This is a genomic window from Vibrio sp. R12-SW3-ISO1 (genome assembly GCF_059834005.1).
On the sequence record NZ_JCBDGK010000039.1, the window covers coordinates 1 to 18,324 of the forward strand.

Sequence of the window (18,324 nt, forward strand, 5' to 3'; positions counted from 1 at the left end):
TAGATTGGAGGCTCGCTCGTTTTTAAAAACAAGTCAAAAACGAACAGAAAGCCTCCCATCGGGAGGCTTTTTTTATAAGGAATACTAGGATGACTGAACAAAAATACTCACTTGATGACATTCGTTTACGCTTAAACGAACTCGACGACCAACTGCTTAAACTCCTTTCTGAACGCCGTGAGATGAGCATTGAGGTTGCGAAGAGTAAAGTTCAAACATCCAAACCAGTACGTGACGCCGTACGCGAGCAGCAGTTGCTGGTTAAGCTCATCAATAATGGCAAAGAGAAGTATCAGCTCGATGCGCAATACATCACCAAACTGTTTCACACCATCATTGAAGACTCTGTACTCCTCCAGCAATCTTATCTACAAAACCTGGCTAACCCAGAATTGAGCCGCAAACCGTTGGCTCGGGTTGCTTTTCTTGGTGCCAAGGGCTCCTACTCTCACCTCGCGAGCCGAGAATACTTCAGCCGTAAAAACACTGAGTTAATTGAATTAAACTGCGATCACTTTAAAGAAGTGGCGAACACAGTGGAGTCCGGTCATGCAGACTATGGCGTACTTCCGATTGAAAACACCAGTTCAGGCTCTATCAATGAGGTGTATGACTTACTGCAACACACCACTCTCTATATTGTCGGTGAGCTGACATTACCGATTGAGCACTGCTTGGTGGCCACGCAGGACATCCGCTTAGAAGAGATCAAAACCTTGTACTCTCACCCACAGCCCCACCAGCAATGCAGCGAGTTTTTGAGCCGTCTGAAAGGCGTTAAGCTAGAGTCTTGCGCGAGCACGGCCGATGCGATGCAAAAAGTTCAAGAAATGAACCGACGCGACGTCGCTGCCATAGGGAATGCTTCGAGCGGTAAGTTGTATGGCCTTCAAGCAATTCAAGGCAACATTGCCAATCAAACCGAGAACCACACTCGCTTTATCGTCGTTGCGCGTAAGCCTGTCGAAGTGTCGGCGCAAATTCCGGCAAAAACCACTTTGATCATGTCCACCTCTCAGCAAGCGGGTTCCCTGGTGGAAACCCTACTAGTGCTGCAACGCTACGGCATCAACATGAACAAATTGGAATCAAGACCTATCATGGGCAACCCTTGGGAGGAGATGTTCTACGTCGATCTCGAGGCGCATCTGGACTCTCAAGAAATGCAGCAAGCCCTGAACGAACTCACTCGGATTACCAAACATCTTAAAGTGTTGGGCTGCTACCCGAGTGAAAATGTCAAACCTACACAGGTGAAATTGCTGTAACTTTGCTCACAGCCTAATCAATAAATTGACGATTAAAGCTGACACCTAGTGCAAATGCTCATACTATGAGTACATTAAGTTGCATAGTAAGGTGTCAGCGCGCGCTTACTTTCATTCATCAACTCAATAAAGTCAGTTATGAGGCTCGCTCTTTTTTCATTCATTGCTCCGCTCTTTTGTAGCGCCATTACGTACGCCAATCCACTCAATCTCTACATGTGGGAGGACACCTTGTCCCCGAACGTGATTGACCAATGGCAGCAACAAAGCTCTACCCCGCTGCGCCTTGACCATTTTGACAACGACGACAAACGCAGTTTATTAATGCTCCGCACTGACCAGTTGCCGTTTGATGTTGTCGTACTTGATAACGTCTCTGCGCAAATCTATGGTCGCCTCAACATGTTTGAGGACCTAACTGACCTCTCCAACCGTCAACATAATGCGGCTAAGTGGAATCAAGTCTGCGGCACCCATGCCGTTCCTTACTTTTGGGGGACAGTGGGCATTGCATTTCGGCACTCGGCGGTAAAACATCCGCCCGCAACATGGAATGACTTCGTCTACCCGCCCCAAGAGCACGAAGGTAAGATCGGCATGATCAACGACAGCATCGAAAGCTTTCTTCCGCTGTTTTATGCGCTTGGTCTCTCTCCGATCGAAGACAACCCGGACACATTACAAAAGGCATACCCACAGTTAATTGAATTTAGTGACCGGGTACTGACCTTTGAGTACATCCTCAGCTATATCCGTAGCCAAGCGGATGCCAACGCACTGGACATGGCGCTGGCCTACAGCGGAGATCAATATTCTCTTAATCGTTTCTACGGTGAAGGGAAATGGGGCTTTGTGATTCCTGAAGGACAGTTGTTCATTTGGGTCGACTGTCTGGCGATTCCGAAAAGCAGCACCAATAAAGACGCCGCCAAAGCCTTTGTGAATTTCCTGATGGATCCCAATATTGCTGCAATAAATGCAACAGATATTAAAGCTGCAACGCCCAACTTAAGTGCATTGAAACTGTTGCCAGAATGGTACATAAATGATGCATCATTATTTCCAGAATCAAGCAGGGTCGAGGGGGCGCTGATAGACAGCGAGCTCACCGCGGCCAACATAAGCCTAAGGGCAAAAATTATTAATAGTATTCTCAAACGTCATGAAGCTCAGCACTAGAGTCTTACTGCTGGTTGCCCCCGTGGTGCTGATGAGCGCGGCGGTATCTAGCTATAGCATCTACATCAACCAAAAAGATGCGTTAATTAAACGTGAGAACAGTTATCTGCAACTCACGATGGAAAAGCTCGCCGGTCACTTTCGTCAATCCGTTGCATTACTCAACAGCTACTCACTTTCATTGACCAAAAGCGACATCATCCGTTACTACCTGACACAGCCCGAAAATCCCTATCGAGAGATGAATCTGATCAGCAATTTGCAGCTATCCGTCAAGCAGCTGCAAACCAGCGACGATGATTCGATTGCCGTCGCGATTCTCGATAGCGAACAAAACGTGGAGTTCTATTCGGACAACCAATCCGACCCGTTCGCAACGCTCGATGACAACGTGCGCGACTATGTTGAGCAGACCTACCACAATAGCGGCCAAACGCGCCATCTAGGGTTTGCAAAAAACTTCCAAGGCCAAAGCATTCTGATTCGTTATGATGTGCTCGACCAAAGCACCCTCAATGTGCCGTTGAGTTATAACAAGGAGCGGGTATTTTTTGTCGTGGTGGCTTTGACACTCGACAAATATGATCAGCTCAAACACATCATCGAATTTGATAACGACAGCAGCATTTTCTATGCCCCCAAGCCCATTTTTAAGTCTGGTTTAACCCAGTCGGTCGAGCTTAAGCATGGCTTGTTCGCCGTGCTTGACCCAGCGCACTATCTACTGACCGAAAAATTGGCCAAAATCGAACATAAGCTACTGCTCTCGTTTGGTGCGTCCTCTTTGGTTACCGTGCTGATCTTACTGTTTTTACTTTATCGACATGTCATTCGTCCCATCACCCGCCTTGATCACCAATTGCAAGAGGTGGAGCAACACAAGCGACACAACATCGACAGGCTAGGCAGTGACAACGAAATTGGTCGCTTGTCGATGCGTTTTTACGACATGTATCGTGAGCTCGATTCGAGCTATCAAAAAACCAAGGCAATGGCAGAAAACGATCATTTAACTCAGTTGGCCAACCGCTACCAATTTCAGATGTACGTTGAACGCAGCCTTTCCAATACTCTGTCCGTCACTCATGCATGGATTCTTTACATAGACCTCGATAACTTCAAGTACGTCAATGACAAGTACGGTCATCACATCGGCGATACGCTACTGGTCAATTTCGCCCAACACCTGAAAACGCTGTGCGACCAACTGGAAAGCAATTTTGGCGTCAAGTCCCTCGCCTCTCGCCTTTCTGGTGATGAATTTGCCATATTTATTGCCGCTGGTAGACGAGGCGATTACGCGACCTACATCGCCAACGCGATTTTGCAACCGATTCAAAGCCACACTCACTCCCCTTTGGGCTCTTTTCCCATCACAGCCAGTATTGGTATCGCCTCCTACCCCGATGATGGCAAAGACTTGGCCAAGTTACTCTCCAATGCCGACACGGCCATGTATCAAGCCAAACGAGCCGGTAAAAACCAAGTAGCGCCTTACTCGAAAGCGCTCGATGACGTGGTACGACGCAAAGAGAAAATTGAGCGCGCGCTGCGCAGTGGTGAGTACGACAAAGAGTTCACTTTGCTTTATCAGCCCTATTACAATCGCGATGGCAGTGAAATTCGCGGGGTCGAAGCACTGCTGCGCTGGGAGTCGCCAAAGTTAGGGAGAGTCGAACCTAGTGAGTTTATTCCAATCTCTGAGCAAACCGGCCTATTTGGCAGTATTGATCGTTGGGTGATTGAAGAAGCCTTCAAAGACTTTGCCGATATTCAGCGTAGCTTCGACGGCCCAGTGCAAGTCTCTATCAACCTGTCGTCAGCAGAACTCGACTCGTTACAACTCGCCCAGTTTATTCAGACAATGAGCGACAAGTATCACGTGATTCCTAGCTTGATCGATTTTGAAATTACCGAGACCTTTGCCTCAGACTCCCAGAGCTATCTACTGCTTCATGAGTTGTCAATTATGGGCTTTAAGCTCGCCATTGATGACTTTGGCTCTGGCTATACCTCCATCGTTCAACTGGTCGAGTACCCAGTGCAAAAGATCAAGCTTGATAAAGAATTCTTAGCCACGCTAGTCAAAACCGATAACCGTAAAGTGATCAAACCCTTGGTTGACCTTTGCCACTCACAATCTATGATAGTCACCGCTGAGGGCATTGAGACGCAAGAGGATCATGAGTGGCTAGCCAGTTATGAATGTGACTATATGCAAGGCTATTACTTGTCTCCGCCTTTGACCTTAGCGCAGCTCAGCCTAATCCACTTAGCACCAGAAGAGGTTATTGAAATCCGTGAAGAAGGTTATTGTCGCTTCGCTTAACCCGGCGAAGATCAACGCGGTAAAAAGTGCGTTTCTTGCCTCGTTTCCAAACCAATCGTTTGAATTCTCTGGCGTTAGCGTGCCAAGCGGCGTCGCTGACCAACCGATGAGCAATCAAGAGACGTACCAAGGTGCTCGCCAACGTGTGACCAACGCCAAGCAGGCAGTAGCAGATGCGGATTTCTATGTCGGGCTAGAAGCCGGTATTGAAGGCCAAGTGACCTTTGCATGGATGGTGATTGAGTCTCAACAACAACGTGGCGAATCGCGTTCAGCGAGCTTGATGTTGCCACCGGTAGTCCTTGACAAGCTCAAAGACGCCAATGAACTTGGCGATGTAATGGACGAGGTCTTTGGCACTGAAAACATTAAGCAAAAAGGCGGCGCTATCAGCCTACTGACCCACGATTTGTTGACGCGCAGCTCCGTGTACCATCAAGCGCTTGTTTTGGCGCTCATCCCATTTATGAATCCAGACCACTTCCCAGTGAGTGGTAGGGAGTCTTAATCGGTCTCACCGCGCTCGAGCAGAGCCGCTAACGCGGCTTTATCTTGCGCGGATTTGGATTTGAGTTCATTCGAGCCGCGCGTGATGGTAGCTACCCCTACCCCCAACATCTGACTGATTTGACGCTGTGACAATTCCCCCTTCAGTAACTCACGGAAAATATTGACCCGCGCGACCAACGCTTCCCTTTCATCGGGCGTAAGCAGCATCGTCAGTAGCATCTCATGCTGATGAGACTCACTGCTTTTGGCGACAAGGTCTAGGATCTGTTGCCACTCTTTGTACTCTGGTTCCATTGCGTTTACTTCAGTACGACCATTGATAGCGTCAATATTCCCAAGCTTTACCTTTGGATTCAAGCGTCACGGTCTCAGTACTTCGCTTGCAGCTCTTTTTGGCTCAAAAAGTGTCCGTCCTCACCCAGCACTTCACGATAGTAAGTTTCAAACATCAAAATATTTTGCACATAGCCGCGCGTTTCCTTAAAGGGGATCGCTTCAATAAAAGCGAACACGTCCAGCTTACCGTCACTGCGCTCACGCCACGTTTTGACCCGATTCGGCCCCGCATTATACGCCGCGAATGCCAGAATGCGGTTATGGTCGTAATCGTCAAGCAGCCCTTTCAGGTAGTGGCTACCGATTTCGATGTTTTTGCCCACTTCGTACAGATCCGCACTGCCTTGATAAGTTAACTGATACTTTCTCGCCGTGTATTTGGCCGTAGAAGGCATGATCTGCATAATACCGCGTGCACCGACCGGCGAACGGGCCTCGACATCCATCGCACTCTCCTGGCGAGCCAGTGACATTAGGGTGATAGGATCAATGTTGTGCTTATCGCCATAAAAATTGAACCACCAGCGATGCGCAATCGGGAAACGAATTTCTAGGTTGTCCCACATTTTGGCCTGAATACTGGCGGTGACGGTCAAATGGTGCCAACCTTTGAACGACGCATAAGCGGCCAGCATCTCTCGCTGCGATTTATTGACCCGCCCAAGCAGCCATCGCCACTCACTTTTGGCCGCGGTAATTTTATCGCGATCAATCAACTCCTCGATCCGCACGAGAGTCGTCTCAAACGGCTCAACCAGCTCGGGCGCCAATGTAATGGTGGAGGTGGGATAGACAATCGAACGCTGAAGCGCTTGCGCGGCTGCCACGCTGTAGAAGTTGCGCTGACCAACAATAGCCTCTAAACGCTGATTCGCTTGGCTCATTTGACCGGCGGCCATTTCCGCTCTCGCGCGCCAATATTGCCAGCGGAGGGTCTCTTGATAACTCACAGGGAGTGCATCAAGCCAACGACTGACCGCTGGCCAGTCATCTTCACCTATCGCCAAACGGATGCGCCGCTCGAGCAAAGAGAGGTTAGCACTGTGCGCTATCACATCATCACGCCACGCGATCAGCTCCGGCTCGTCACGATTCATCAAACGAAAAGCAATAAAATCGGCCAAATTCTGCTTAGATTCGGTGGGTAGCGACACTGCCGCCATCACGTCACTGTACTCTTGCTGCGCTTTGACAACGTCACGACGCGCGAGCTTTTTCATGCCGCTGCTGACTAACTGATGATAAAACGGTTCATCAGGAAACTGCGCTGCTGCCTTTGCCAAGGTTGCGGGATCGCGAAACAGCGATTGCGCTCGTTGTCCTGCAATTTTGGCCTGCTCACTCTCAAGTTGCTTGACCAAGTAGTTGAGTAAGCTACCGTTTCCAGAGTCAAACACGAGTAATACCCGATCGAGCACATCACGATCACTGCGTTGGCCATGTGCATCCCAAGCGTCAAAAAGCGGGTCACACGCATCCGCAATGCTGGAACCGGATTGCCATAGCGTTTTCGCGCCTTGCCATGCTAACGCTTTGTTGCCTGTCTGGTAATGAGCCCAGTAATAGTGACACTGATAGCTCTCGCCTCTCGGCAGCGCTGTCTGAAATTCAAGGAAGCGCTGCCATTGGTTATCTTTGGCTAATGCGTCCAAATACGGTGCGCTAATACGCCCAGAAAAAGGCAGCGTTTTATAGCGCTCAATAAACTGATTCACCTCTGCGGAGGAGCGATTTCCAATGTTGACTAAGAAAGCGCGATAATCGACGTAGGGCGTTAAGGGATAATCGGCGATGTCGGGCCTTAGAGCCTGATAATCATCAACCTTTTTCTCATCGAGCAAATCTTGTGCTTGATCGTACAACGCTCGCTGAGTGGCGAGGTCGGCTACCGCTGAAGTAGCATAAGTGGCGCTGCCCACAACCGCACAAAACCAGACCGCGGTTCGAGAAAAGTAGGACAACAAACGGGAATCGCTCAGCGTCATAAAGCCTCATCCTTGAAGGGAAAACCTCTCTCTAATTAACTCGATCCTCCCCCCTGCTGTAAAGAGCTCAGATGTAAATAATAATAAATTCACACAATAGTGACATTGAGTGGCAAGGCTTGACTGACGTTGAACCGATTTCCTCCCTCTCGGGAGTAACAAAACGCGTTCGCTTGGTATAAAATGACGAGTTACGTAGATTGAATAGTTAGGAACGATCGGCAATGGCTGAATACGTATATACCATGTCGCGCGTGAGCAAAGTGGTGCCACCAAAGCGACAAATTCTTAAAGACATCTCTCTGAGCTTTTTCCCTGGCGCAAAAATCGGTGTTTTGGGCCTCAATGGTGCTGGTAAGTCGACCCTACTACGCATCATGGCGGGTATTGATACCGACATCGATGGTGAAGCGCGTCCACAACCGGGCCTGAATGTCGGCTACCTGCCGCAGGAACCTGTGCTCGATGAATCGAAAACGGTACGTGAAATCGTCGAAGAGGCGGTATCTGATGTCGCTGGCGCAATGAAGCGTCTGGACGAAGTCTACGCGGCTTACGCAGAACCCGATGCGGATTTCGATGCCCTCGCAAAAGAGCAAGGTGAGCTAGAAGCGCTGATTCAAGCCAAAGAAGGCCACAACCTCGAAAACGCGCTGGAGCGCGCCGCGGATGCACTGCGTCTGCCTGAGTGGGATCAAAAAATTGCCCACCTATCGGGTGGTGAGCGCCGCCGTGTGGCGATTTGTCGCCTACTTCTTTCTAAGCCAGATATGCTGCTGCTGGACGAACCGACCAACCACTTGGATGCCGAATCCGTCGCCTGGCTAGAGCGTTTCCTTGTTGATTACACTGGCACCGTTGTGGCGATTACCCACGACCGTTACTTCCTCGACAACGCCGCAGGTTGGATCCTTGAATTGGACCGTGGTGAAGGCATTCCATGGCAAGGTAACTACACCTCATGGCTAGAGCAAAAAGATGCGCGTCTGCAACAAGAAGCGTCACAAGAGAAAGCACGTCAAAAGACCATTGAGAAAGAGCTGGAGTGGGTTCGTCAAAACCCGAAAGGCCGTCAATCAAAGTCTAAGGCGCGTATGGCTCGCTTTGAAGAGCTGCAAAGCGGCGATCGCCAAAAGCGTAACGAAACCAACGAGCTGTTTATTCCACCAGGTGAACGTCTTGGCGACAAGGTGATTGAAGTCTCTAACCTGAGCAAGTCGTTCGACGGCCGCGTATTGATTGATGACCTGTCGTTCAGCATGCCAAAAGGGGCAATTGTCGGCATCATCGGTGCCAACGGTGCGGGTAAATCAACGCTGTTCAAGATGCTGAGTGGTGCAGAGCAACCGGATTCAGGCACTATCGAAATGGGTGAAACCGTCAAGTTGGCATCCGTCGATCAGTTCCGTGACTCGATGGACGATTCGAAAACCGTCTACCAAGAGATTTCGGAAGGCGCGGACATCATCAAGATCAACAACTTCGAAATCCCTGCTCGCGCGTACTGCTCTCGCTTTAACTTTAAAGGCAGCGATCAGCAGAAAGTGATTGGCGAGTTGTCGGGTGGTGAGCGCAACCGTGTCCACTTAGCGAAACTGCTTAAAGCGGGCGGCAACGTGTTGCTTCTCGATGAGCCAACCAACGACCTCGACGTGGAAACCCTACGAGCATTGGAAGAAGCGCTGCTTGAATTCCCTGGCTGTGCCATGGTGATCTCGCACGACCGTTGGTTCCTTGACCGTATCGCTACGCACATCATTGATTACCGTGATGAAGGCCAAGTGAACTTCTACGAAGGCAACTACACGGAATACATGGAATGGCTGAAAAAGACCTTGGGGCCTGAAGCAGCCGAACCACACCGTATCAAGTACAAGCGCATCGCCAAGTAATCGATTACCGCTTGATCTTTACCCAAAGGCCGCTAAGATTAGCGGCCTTTCATATTGAGGACGATAGCGACTCACTGATGGTTCGCGCCATCTCAGAGCATTGGGCCTGATGGGCAAAATATTCTGTTGAGTAGGTCAACAATGAGAAGGGTCGAGGGTTTGTCTTTATCGCTTGTCTGCTAGACTCAACACATAGTCATGGGAGAAGCAACAGATGAAAGAACGTCGCCGATTTTCACGGGTGGTTTATCAAGCCCCTGCCGTGTTAGTTCAAGGATCGCATCGTATTGACGCATCAATTCGTGATCTTTCTTTGCACGGTGTATTACTCGCATGTGATGCTGCCTCGACGCTGAGCCGTGAAGAGGACGTCAATGTACAATTTTCACTTCCAGGGAGTGATGTCGAGATTCAACTTGTCGCCAAGGTGGTTGGACTCAATAACAATATCATCCGTCTTGCGATCGATCATATTGATATTGAGAGTATCGGACACCTAAAACGCCTGGTCGAACTCAATGTTGGGGATGACGATCTTCTCCATAGGGATATTGAACATTTATCCGATTTAGGTGAAGAAGCCTAATAGAACCCATATGTCGAACAAAATTACTATTTCGATACCAGCGCCGGCTGGTATTTCGCGTTTTTACCTATCTCGTCGTGCTGTCGCGACCACATTGGCCCTAGCGGTTGTAGGTGTCATGGCCTCAGGCACTGGTGTATACACCTACTGGCAAACAAGCCAAAGCGAGCAAGCGGCGCTCACGCAAGCACTGGCAGCAGTGAGTGAAGAAAAGCGTCAACTCGAGCAGCTTTACAGCCAGCAGCAAGACGAAACCCATCAGTTGGTGCAAGAGCTTGAAGCGAAGAAGACTCAGATTAGCGTATTGGGTCGACGCGTGTACGATGTGGAAGCGGTGCTCGGTCTGGTTGATGACAATCAAGAAACACCACTGGAAGAAGTCCCACTGGAAAGCCGTATTGATGCTGCAGCAATAGACTCTGCGGTGCGTGCGACGATGTTTCGTCTGATCCCCAATGACTCACCGATGGAGTACCTGCGTGTCTCCTCATCTTACGGGAGGCGAACAAACCCCATTACAGGGCAGCGCCATACACACACCGGGATCGATCTCACCTGCAAACCTGGTCAGCCTATCTATTCACCGGCCGATGGTGTGGTAGAAACTGTGCGACCGAGCAACAAAGGGTTTGGTAACTTCCTCACCTTACGTCACTCGTTTGGCTTTATGAGCTCCTACGCGCACCTTGCCAAGTTTAAAGTACGCAGCGGTCAGTTTGTCAGCAAAGGCGAGCAGATCGCCACTTGTGGCAATTCTGGCAACTCAACGGGTCCTCATTTGCACTACGAGATCCGCTTTTTAGGGCGAGCGCTCAACCCGCAATACACTATGGATTGGACCCCGGACAACTTCCACTACTTGTTTGAAAAAGAGAACAAAGTGAAGTGGGCTCCGCTGGTACAGTTGATTGATAACACCGTCAGACTGCAAGTGAGCTTGACGCAAAGCCCGTACGTTGATGACTCGGTCAATACCGTAAAAGCGGACGACTCGGAACCTGAGCACACCAGCGTACAATAAGCACATGAGTGGTCGATGTGCAGATAAATGCAACGCGATCAAAAAAAGCTGCCTAGGCAGCTTTTTTATAACAAGCGTGCAGCTCAGCCACGATGAATCGCATCGTTCGCTTGCTTAAGTAGATTTTGGCTCTCATTCATAAATTGCTGAGAATAGTCACCAAACCACTCGCTCACTTTGTTAAAACTGTCGACAAACGCTTGTTTGTCCTTATCTTCCAAAATTTCTAATGCCTCACCGAAACTGCGATGGAAGCGCTTGATCATCTCAATATTCTCTTGCGAGGAGAGGATGATGTCGCCATAGAGGTTGGGATCTTGCGCAAACAATCGCCCAACCATGGCCAACTCCAAGCGGTAAATCGGCGAGCTCAGCGTCAGTAGCTTGTCCAAATTCGGATTTTCTCGGCTAAGGTGTAGGCCATAGGCAAACGAAGTAAAGTGGCGTAAAGCTTGGATCAGGGTCATGCCTTGATCGTGCTCTTTGGCATCAATTTGGCACAAACTCGCGCCCCAAATTGAAAATTGCTTGAGCAGCCACTGATACTGCTTTTCACCACGACCATCACAATAGACAATGACCTGCTTGGCTAAACTCGGCACATCAGGACCAAACATCGGGTGCAAACCGACGACAGGACCAGAGTGAATTGCCATCATCGCTTGCAGCGGCTTAGACTTAATCGAGGTGAGATCGCACAAAATACAGTCATGGGGCAGATTACCCAGTTTATCAATCACCCCTTGAGTGAGATGAATCGGCACTGTCACGACCACCATACCCGCGTTGTGGAGGATCTCGTCCGCATTCGGCCAATCTTGACTGCCAAGCACTTTGACTTGATAGCCCGACAAGGTAAACATGCGGCCAAACAGACGACCAAGCTGACCGTTACCACCAACGATCACCACCGAACGCAGCTCTGGGTTCAAACACTTAAAGCCGGAGTCTTTTTCACTGGCGTAGGACTCACGCATAGTGCGGCGCAAAATGTCCTCAATCAACTGAGGAGGAACCCCGATCTTTTCCGCTTCGGCTCGGCGGGAAGCCAACATCGCCGCTTCGCGGTCAGGCGCATAAATGGGCAAACCGTGCTGGCTTTTTACCTCTCCCACTTTCTCTACTAATGCGAGGCGCTGCGCCAGTAAAGCCAATATCTGTTTATCGACTGCGTCAATCTCATCACGCAACCCGCTAAGTTCTACAGCCATCAATATCCCTTCGTATCCCTTTTTAACTTGCGAAGCATTACTTCGCTAAGCGGTCTTGTAGAAATGGAACCAGCTCTTTGTGAGCGTGACGTAATAGTGCCTCAGTTGCGTCCCAATTGATACACGCATCCGTGATAGAGACGCCGTATTTCATCTCACTTAGCGGGATGTCAGACGACTGGTTGCCTTCATTTAAGTGACTCTCAATCATCAAACCAATAATTGACTTGTTGCCTTCACGAATTTGGTGAATCACATCTTCCGCCACCAGTGGTTGACGGCGGAAATCTTTGCGAGAGTTGGCGTGGCTACAATCCACCATCAACGAGGCGTCAAGACCCACTTTTGCCATGTCTTGCTCACACTCCGTTACAGAGACAGAATCGTAATTGGTCTGTTTGCCGCCTCGTAAGATCACGTGACCATTCGGGTTACCTTGTGTGGTAAGCAGCGCCACTTGGCCTTCGCTGTTGATGCCCATAAAGCGGTGACTTGAAGAGGCCGCTTGCATCGCGTTAATGGCAGTAGACAGGCTGCCATCGGTACCGTTTTTAAAGCCAATCGGCATCGAAAGACCACTGGCCATTTCACGGTGAGTTTGAGATTCCGTCGTGCGGGCACCAATCGCTGCCCAGCTGAAGGTATCCGCGAGGTACTGTGGGCTGATAGGGTCAAGCGCTTCAGTGGCCAGTGGAATCTCCATCTCAGCCAGTTCCACCAGCAGTTGACGACCTACATGCAGGCCATGTTCAATATCAAAAGAGCCGTCAAGATGCGGGTCATTGATCAAGCCTTTCCAGCCTACCGTCGTGCGCGGCTTCTCAAAGTACACGCGCATCACAATGTAGAGTTGATCGCTGAGTTGCTCATTGAGCTTTTTCAGTCTCTGAGCGTACTCTTTCGCCGCATCGACGTCGTGAATAGAGCAAGGGCCACACACCACCAATAGACGGTGATCTTTTTTATGGATAATGTTGGCGACGGTTTGACGAGACTCTTGAATAAAACGGCGCGCTTTATCACTCAGCGGCAGTTTCTCTTTCAACTGCTCAGGGGTAATTAGGACCTGCTCGTCCGTAATGTTGATATTACTTAACTCACTCTTTTTCATCTCGCTCACCGTACACTTAAATTTACATTCAATTTTATTTGGGCGCTTATCTAAAGCAATAACGACAAAATAACAGAGTAAAAAAAGAATGCAACCGTAAACAATAAAAAACACCGTATGTAAATAAATTTATACGTTTAATACTTTCTGATCAGAAAGGTCATTCTATATCAAGAATGCCTTACCGCCTCGGCGATACCTTTCCGCTGGCTTACGATATACACTATACAAAAACAGACGTACGGTGTGTTATGGACCTGATCCTCTCTTTGCTGCAACAAATGTGTGTCTATCTTGTGTTGGCTTATATGCTCAGCAAGACACCCATTTTTCTTCCTTTACTCAGCATCTCAAGTCGGCTGAGCCACAAGATCAGTGTCTACATTCTCTTCTCATTGTTTTGCATTATGGGCACCTACTTTGGTCTACAAATCAATGATGCCATTGCGAACACGCGCGCCATTGGTGCGGTTATGGGTGGGCTGTTTGGCGGCCCTGTCGTTGGCTTTTTTGTCGGCCTCACGGGGGGGCTACACCGATATACGTTAGGTGGCTTTACCGACTTAGCTTGTGCGATCTCCACCACGGCGGAGGGGCTTATTGGTGGTCTTCTGCACACCTATTTGCTGCGTAAAGGTCGCGGAGAGCAGCTTTTTAACGCCAGTGTGGTATTTGCCATTACTTTGGTCGCCGAGGTAGTGCAGATGGTGATCATCTTGATTGTGGCGAAACCCTTTGATCAAGCTTACACACTCGTCTCGGCCATCGCTGCGCCTATGATCATCGCCAACTCGGTGGGGGCAGCCCTGTTTATGAGCATCCTTCACGACCGCAAAACCATCTTTGAGGAGTACTCGGCGACGTTTTCACGCCGAGCATTAAACATTGCCGAGCGCTCTGTCGGTATCCTCGCCTCCGGTTTTACCAGTCAGAACGCAGAAAAAATCGCCCGCATTGTCTATGAAGAGACCAACGTCGGCGCGGTGTCGATCACCGATAATGAAAAAATCCTCGCGTTTGTCGGCATTGGCGATGATCACCACAAACCGCAAACGCCGATCTCTTCACAAAGCACCTATGACGCCATCAACCAAAACAGCATCATCTACCTCGATGGCAGCGAGCGACCTTATCAATGCTCGCTCTCAACCACATGCAAACTGGGCAGCGCCTTGATCATCCCGTTGCGCTCTGGTGATAAGGTGATCGGCACGATTAAGCTCTATGAACCCAAACGCAAACTCTTCTCCACCATCAATATGACGATGGCAAAAGGGATCGCTCAGTTACTCTCCAGCCAGATCCTCTATGGCGATTACCAACAGAAACAGACTCTACTCTCGCAGGCGGAAATCAAACTGCTGCACGCGCAGGTCAATCCGCACTTTCTGTTTAATGCATTAAACACCATCAGTGCCGTTATCCGTCGCGATCCTGCCAAGGCGCGTGAACTGATTCAGCATTTGTCGCAGTTCTTCCGCAGTAACCTCAAGCAAAACATTGCCAGTGTGACACTCAAAGAGGAGCTCGCACACGTCAACGCCTACCTAACGATCGAGAAAGCGCGCTTTGATGATAGGTTGGAAGTGGAGATCGACATTGACGACGCGTTACTCAACCTGCAAGTCCCCACCTTTACTTTGCAGCCTTTGGTGGAAAATGCGATCAAGCATGGTATTTCAAACTTGCTCGAGGGCGGGCATGTGCGGATATACAACGAAACAATGCCCCAAGGCGAAAGGATTGTGGTGGAAGACAACGCCGGCAGTTATCAAGAGCCCGAGCCAGGCCACCTAGGATTAGGGATGCAAATTGTCGATAAACGGCTCACCAGTAAATTTGGCCGTGGTTCAGCGCTCAATATTGAGGTAAAACCCAACCAATTAACACAAATGAGCTTTATCATACCTCGCCCTTTGAAGGTAGCGTAGAACCGATGCGGATTGATAAGTAATGCGGATTGATGAGTAAGGACGATACATGCTGACAGCACTAGTCATTGATGACGAGCGATTTGCCCGCGAAGAGCTGACCCAATTGCTTGAAGAAACGGAATGTGTGAGCGTCATAGGTGAAGCAAGCAATGCCATTGAGGGGCTAAAGAAGATCAACCAATTGAGGCCAGATGTGATCTTTCTCGACATTCAAATGCCGCAAATCACAGGGATTGAGCTTTTGAGCATGCTCGACCCCGACACCATGCCCAAGGTGGTATTTGTCACCGCGTATGATGAGTTTGCCATTCAAGCGTTTGAGGACAATGCGTTTGACTACTTACTCAAGCCCGTTGAGCCCTGTCGTTTGGGAAAAACCATCAAACGACTTAAACACACAGAGCCCCGCCCGCTCCCGTCCGCTTTGGCGCCTGAGGCACTGAGTCAAATTCCCTGTATCGGTTTGAACCGCATCGTGATCGTCCCAACGCACGAGGTCGAATTTGCGTATAGCGATATTTCGGGCGTCCATGTACAAACTCGGCATCAAAAAGCGACCTCTCAATTGACGTTAAAGGTGCTGGAAGAAAAAACCCCGCTGGTACGCTGTCATCGCCAGTTTCTCGTCAACTTGAAAACCATTAAGGAGATCAAGTTGCTCGAAAACGGCCTTGCGGAGATCTACACCGTTAGCGGTTACCCGATTCCAGTCAGCCGCCGCTATTTAAAAACACTCAAAGAGCGGCTCGGTTTTCACTGATCCAGCATGCGCTTCATGGCCTCGGAGGCTTGCTTCCACTCATCACTCCGGGTCAGTTCGCTGAGCGTAAATCGCTGGGTTTTAAGTAGCGTGTGCGCCTTAGGCACTGCCTGAATGGTCAAGCCATCCAATACTTGCACTTGTGCATCGCGCTGGTTGCACACCAAAACCATATCGCAACCCGCTTGAAGCGATTGCTGCGCGCGCTGTGCAGGCCCCCCCATAACCGCTGCGCCTTCCATAGTCAAATCATCAGAAAAGACAATGCCATCAAAGCCCAGTTGCTGACGCAATACCTGCTGCAACCAATAACGTGAACCGCTGGCGGGCTGATCGTCATAGTGAGGGTAGATCACGTGCGCCGGCATCATGGCATCCAATACTCCAGCGTCGATGTGCGCCTTAAAGACTTGCATATCGAGTTCAAAAATCGAACTGCGCTCATCAATCGGTGTTTCAAGATGAGAGTCAGCAATCACACCACCATGGCCTGGGAAGTGTTTGCCTGTCGTGGCCATACCTAGCGTCTTCATCCCCTGCATAAACGCTCGGCTATGACGAATGACGCTCTCCACATCGTCACCGAACGCCCGGTTACCAATCGCACGGCATTCATGCCCTTTATCCAGAACTGGCGCGAAACTTAAATCGATATCGTGCGCGATCAATTCAGCGGCCATCAGCCAGCCGCCCCAACGGGCCAGTTGCTCCCCATTCTTATGCTCGGCGTACGCTTGAGCGGGGGGAATGGAAGAGAACCCATCGCGAAAACGCTGTACGCGGCCCCCTTCTTGGTCCACGCCAATCAAGATAGGTCGTTTCGCCGCCTGTCGGATAGACGCGGTCAGTGCTTGTAACTGCTCGCTATCGTGATAATTGCGTGTGAACAGAATCACGCCCCCGACGGTAGGGTGACGCAAAATTTCTCGGTCTTCAGCGGTCAGTTCGTACCCCGCCACATCTAGCCATAATGGTCCCATGTCAATTGACTCCAGCCCATGGTATTTTTCTCTATGCTGCCGAGAGTATTAGGATTATTCTCGGTTTACAATGGAAAGCATGTCGGCGAAGCGAAAATTTGACCATGAGCGAAAAAGCGTTATATATCGGGATCATGTCAGGCACGAGCCTGGACGGTGTGGACTGTGCCCTTGTAGAGATTGATGACCAAAGTGTCACGCTGCGCGATGCGCTCGACTACCCCTACCCTGACCATCTACGCCAAAAAGTACTGGCGATGTGCCTTGGTCAGCCGACCCGATTAGACGAGATTGGTGCGCTCGACCATCAGTTAGGCCACCTTTATGCCGATGCAGCGCTGGCGCTCTTAGCGAAATCTGGCACTAAAGCCCGTGACATCGCTGCGATTGGCAATCACGGTCAAACCGTGTTTCATCAACCCAGCGGCCCGACTCCCTTTACCACCCAGCTCGGAGACGCCCATATCATTGCAGCCAAAACGGGTATCGACACGATCGCCGATTTCCGTCGAAAAGACATGGCGCTCGGTGGGCAAGGCGCGCCCTTGGTGCCGGCTTTTCACCAAGCCCTGTTTCCTGTGACAGATTCTAGCGTAGCGGTTCTCAACATCGGCGGCATCGCCAATATTTCGCTGATTCGGCCAGGCAAACCCGTCATCGGTTACGATACCGGGCCGGGCAACATGTTGATGGATGCGTGGTGTGACAAACATCGCGGCGCCCCATTTGATAAAGACGCGCAATGGGCACAGCAAGGTCAGGTACATCCCCCTTTACTTGACGCTTTACTAACCGATCCCTACCTCACCCAACCTGCCCCGAAAAGTACCGGGCGAGAACATTACAACCTGCCTTGGCTGATGGCACAACTCACTCCTTTTTCACTGCCCACCGAAGACGTGCAGCGTACGTTGTGTGAGTTCACCGCCGTTAGCATTGCCAATGAAGTCACACGATACGCAGAAGGCCCCCATCCTGAGTTGCTGGTGTGCGGCGGCGGTGTTCGCAATCCGCTGTTGATGCGCAGACTGGCCGCCTTATTGCCACAATGGCAAGTGTGCTCCACAAGCGATAAAGGGGTCGACAGTGATAATATGGAAGCGATGGCGTTTGCTTGGCTAGCCTATCGCCGCCTACATGGATTACCGAGTAATTTACCCGATGTCACCGGTGCTCAGCGCTCAGCCTCGCTTGGCGTGATGTACTGGGCAGAAAAATAGGA

The 18,324-nt window shown here is 50.1% G+C and carries 14 protein-coding genes and 1 pseudogene; 10 read left to right on the plus strand and 5 right to left on the minus strand.

The window, feature by feature from the left end; genetic code table 11:
* Positions 1–89 precede the first annotated feature (89 nt).
* The 4 genes from pheA (at position 90) to yjjX (ending at position 5,284) form a co-directional block, all read left to right on the plus strand.
* Positions 90–1,268, plus strand: a complete 1,179-nt coding sequence (gene pheA / locus AC6R0R_RS10265) for a prephenate dehydratase (protein ID WP_334554092.1) — start codon at positions 90–92, stop codon at positions 1,266–1,268.
* A gap of 138 nt (positions 1,269–1,406) precedes the next feature.
* Positions 1,407–2,447, plus strand: a complete 1,041-nt coding sequence (locus AC6R0R_RS10270; RefSeq protein WP_500626604.1) for a polyamine ABC transporter substrate-binding protein — start codon at positions 1,407–1,409, stop codon at positions 2,445–2,447.
* The gene (locus tag AC6R0R_RS10275) at positions 2,431–4,776 is read left to right on the plus strand and encodes a putative bifunctional diguanylate cyclase/phosphodiesterase (RefSeq protein ID WP_500626605.1); all 2,346 of its coding nucleotides are present in this window, start codon (positions 2,431–2,433) and stop codon (positions 4,774–4,776) included. Before AC6R0R_RS10270 ends, AC6R0R_RS10275 begins: the two co-directional genes overlap by 17 nt.
* Positions 4,748–5,284 carry an inosine/xanthosine triphosphatase gene (gene yjjX / locus AC6R0R_RS10280; protein ID WP_487901872.1) on the plus strand — a complete coding sequence of 179 codons (537 nt, stop codon included), beginning with the start codon at positions 4,748–4,750 and terminating at the stop codon, positions 5,282–5,284. The genes AC6R0R_RS10275 and yjjX overlap by 29 nt, the downstream gene beginning before the upstream one ends.
* On the opposite strand, the gene trpR is transcribed toward yjjX, so the two are convergent.
* Together trpR and sltY are read right to left on the minus strand one after the other, a co-directional pair.
* Entirely contained in the window at positions 5,281–5,580 is a 300-nt protein-coding gene (gene trpR / locus AC6R0R_RS10285; protein WP_334554086.1) for a trp operon repressor, read from the minus strand. The two genes, yjjX and trpR, sit on opposite strands and share 4 nt — an antisense overlap.
* Before the next feature lie 74 nt (positions 5,581–5,654).
* On the minus strand, positions 5,655–7,607 hold the full coding sequence (gene sltY / locus AC6R0R_RS10290) for a murein transglycosylase (protein WP_487901871.1): 1,953 nt from the start codon (positions 7,605–7,607) through the stop codon (positions 5,655–5,657).
* Positions 7,608–7,831: 224 nt separating this feature from the next.
* Between sltY and ettA the strand changes: the two genes are divergently transcribed.
* The 3 genes from ettA (at position 7,832) to AC6R0R_RS10305 (ending at position 11,106) form a co-directional block, all read left to right on the plus strand.
* A complete protein-coding gene (gene ettA, locus AC6R0R_RS10295; protein ID WP_334554083.1) occupies positions 7,832–9,499 on the plus strand; it encodes an energy-dependent translational throttle protein EttA in 1,668 nt (555 codons plus the stop codon).
* A 214-nt stretch (positions 9,500–9,713) separates the two neighbouring features.
* Positions 9,714–10,085 (plus strand): PilZ domain-containing protein, encoded by a 372-nt coding sequence (locus AC6R0R_RS10300; RefSeq protein WP_487901870.1) that lies wholly within the window; start codon positions 9,714–9,716, stop codon positions 10,083–10,085.
* Between the two features lie 10 nt (positions 10,086–10,095).
* On the plus strand, positions 10,096–11,106 hold the full coding sequence (locus AC6R0R_RS10305; RefSeq protein ID WP_500626606.1) for a M23 family metallopeptidase: 1,011 nt from the start codon (positions 10,096–10,098) through the stop codon (positions 11,104–11,106).
* Positions 11,107–11,189: 83 nt separating this feature from the next.
* On the opposite strand, the gene tyrA is transcribed toward AC6R0R_RS10305, so the two are convergent.
* Both tyrA and AC6R0R_RS10315 read right to left on the minus strand, forming a co-directional pair.
* Positions 11,190–12,317: a bifunctional chorismate mutase/prephenate dehydrogenase gene (gene tyrA, locus AC6R0R_RS10310; protein ID WP_500626607.1), complete on the minus strand. Its 1,128-nt coding sequence runs from the start codon at positions 12,315–12,317 to the stop codon at positions 11,190–11,192.
* Positions 12,318–12,354: 37 nt separating this feature from the next.
* Positions 12,355–13,428 carry a 3-deoxy-7-phosphoheptulonate synthase gene (locus AC6R0R_RS10315; protein WP_334554075.1) on the minus strand — a complete coding sequence of 358 codons (1,074 nt, stop codon included), beginning with the start codon at positions 13,426–13,428 and terminating at the stop codon, positions 12,355–12,357.
* A 251-nt stretch (positions 13,429–13,679) separates the two neighbouring features.
* Between AC6R0R_RS10315 and AC6R0R_RS10320 the strand changes: the two genes are divergently transcribed.
* Both AC6R0R_RS10320 and btsR read left to right on the plus strand, forming a co-directional pair.
* The gene (locus AC6R0R_RS10320; RefSeq protein WP_500626608.1) at positions 13,680–15,359 is read left to right on the plus strand and encodes a LytS/YhcK type 5TM receptor domain-containing protein; all 1,680 of its coding nucleotides are present in this window, start codon (positions 13,680–13,682) and stop codon (positions 15,357–15,359) included.
* A gap of 49 nt (positions 15,360–15,408) precedes the next feature.
* Positions 15,409–16,122 carry a two-component system response regulator BtsR gene (gene btsR / locus AC6R0R_RS10325; protein ID WP_500626609.1) on the plus strand — a complete coding sequence of 238 codons (714 nt, stop codon included), beginning with the start codon at positions 15,409–15,411 and terminating at the stop codon, positions 16,120–16,122.
* Here the strand turns inward: btsR and nagZ are convergent.
* Positions 16,116–17,120, minus strand: a pseudogene (gene nagZ, locus AC6R0R_RS10330) (beta-N-acetylhexosaminidase); the annotation flags it as partial. The gene btsR and the pseudogene nagZ sit on opposite strands and share 7 nt — an antisense overlap.
* A gap of 86 nt (positions 17,121–17,206) precedes the next feature.
* Between nagZ and AC6R0R_RS10335 the strand changes: the two are divergent.
* Positions 17,207–18,322: an anhydro-N-acetylmuramic acid kinase gene (locus AC6R0R_RS10335; RefSeq protein WP_500626610.1), complete on the plus strand. Its 1,116-nt coding sequence runs from the start codon at positions 17,207–17,209 to the stop codon at positions 18,320–18,322.
* The last annotated feature ends 2 nt before the right edge of the window (positions 18,323–18,324 follow it).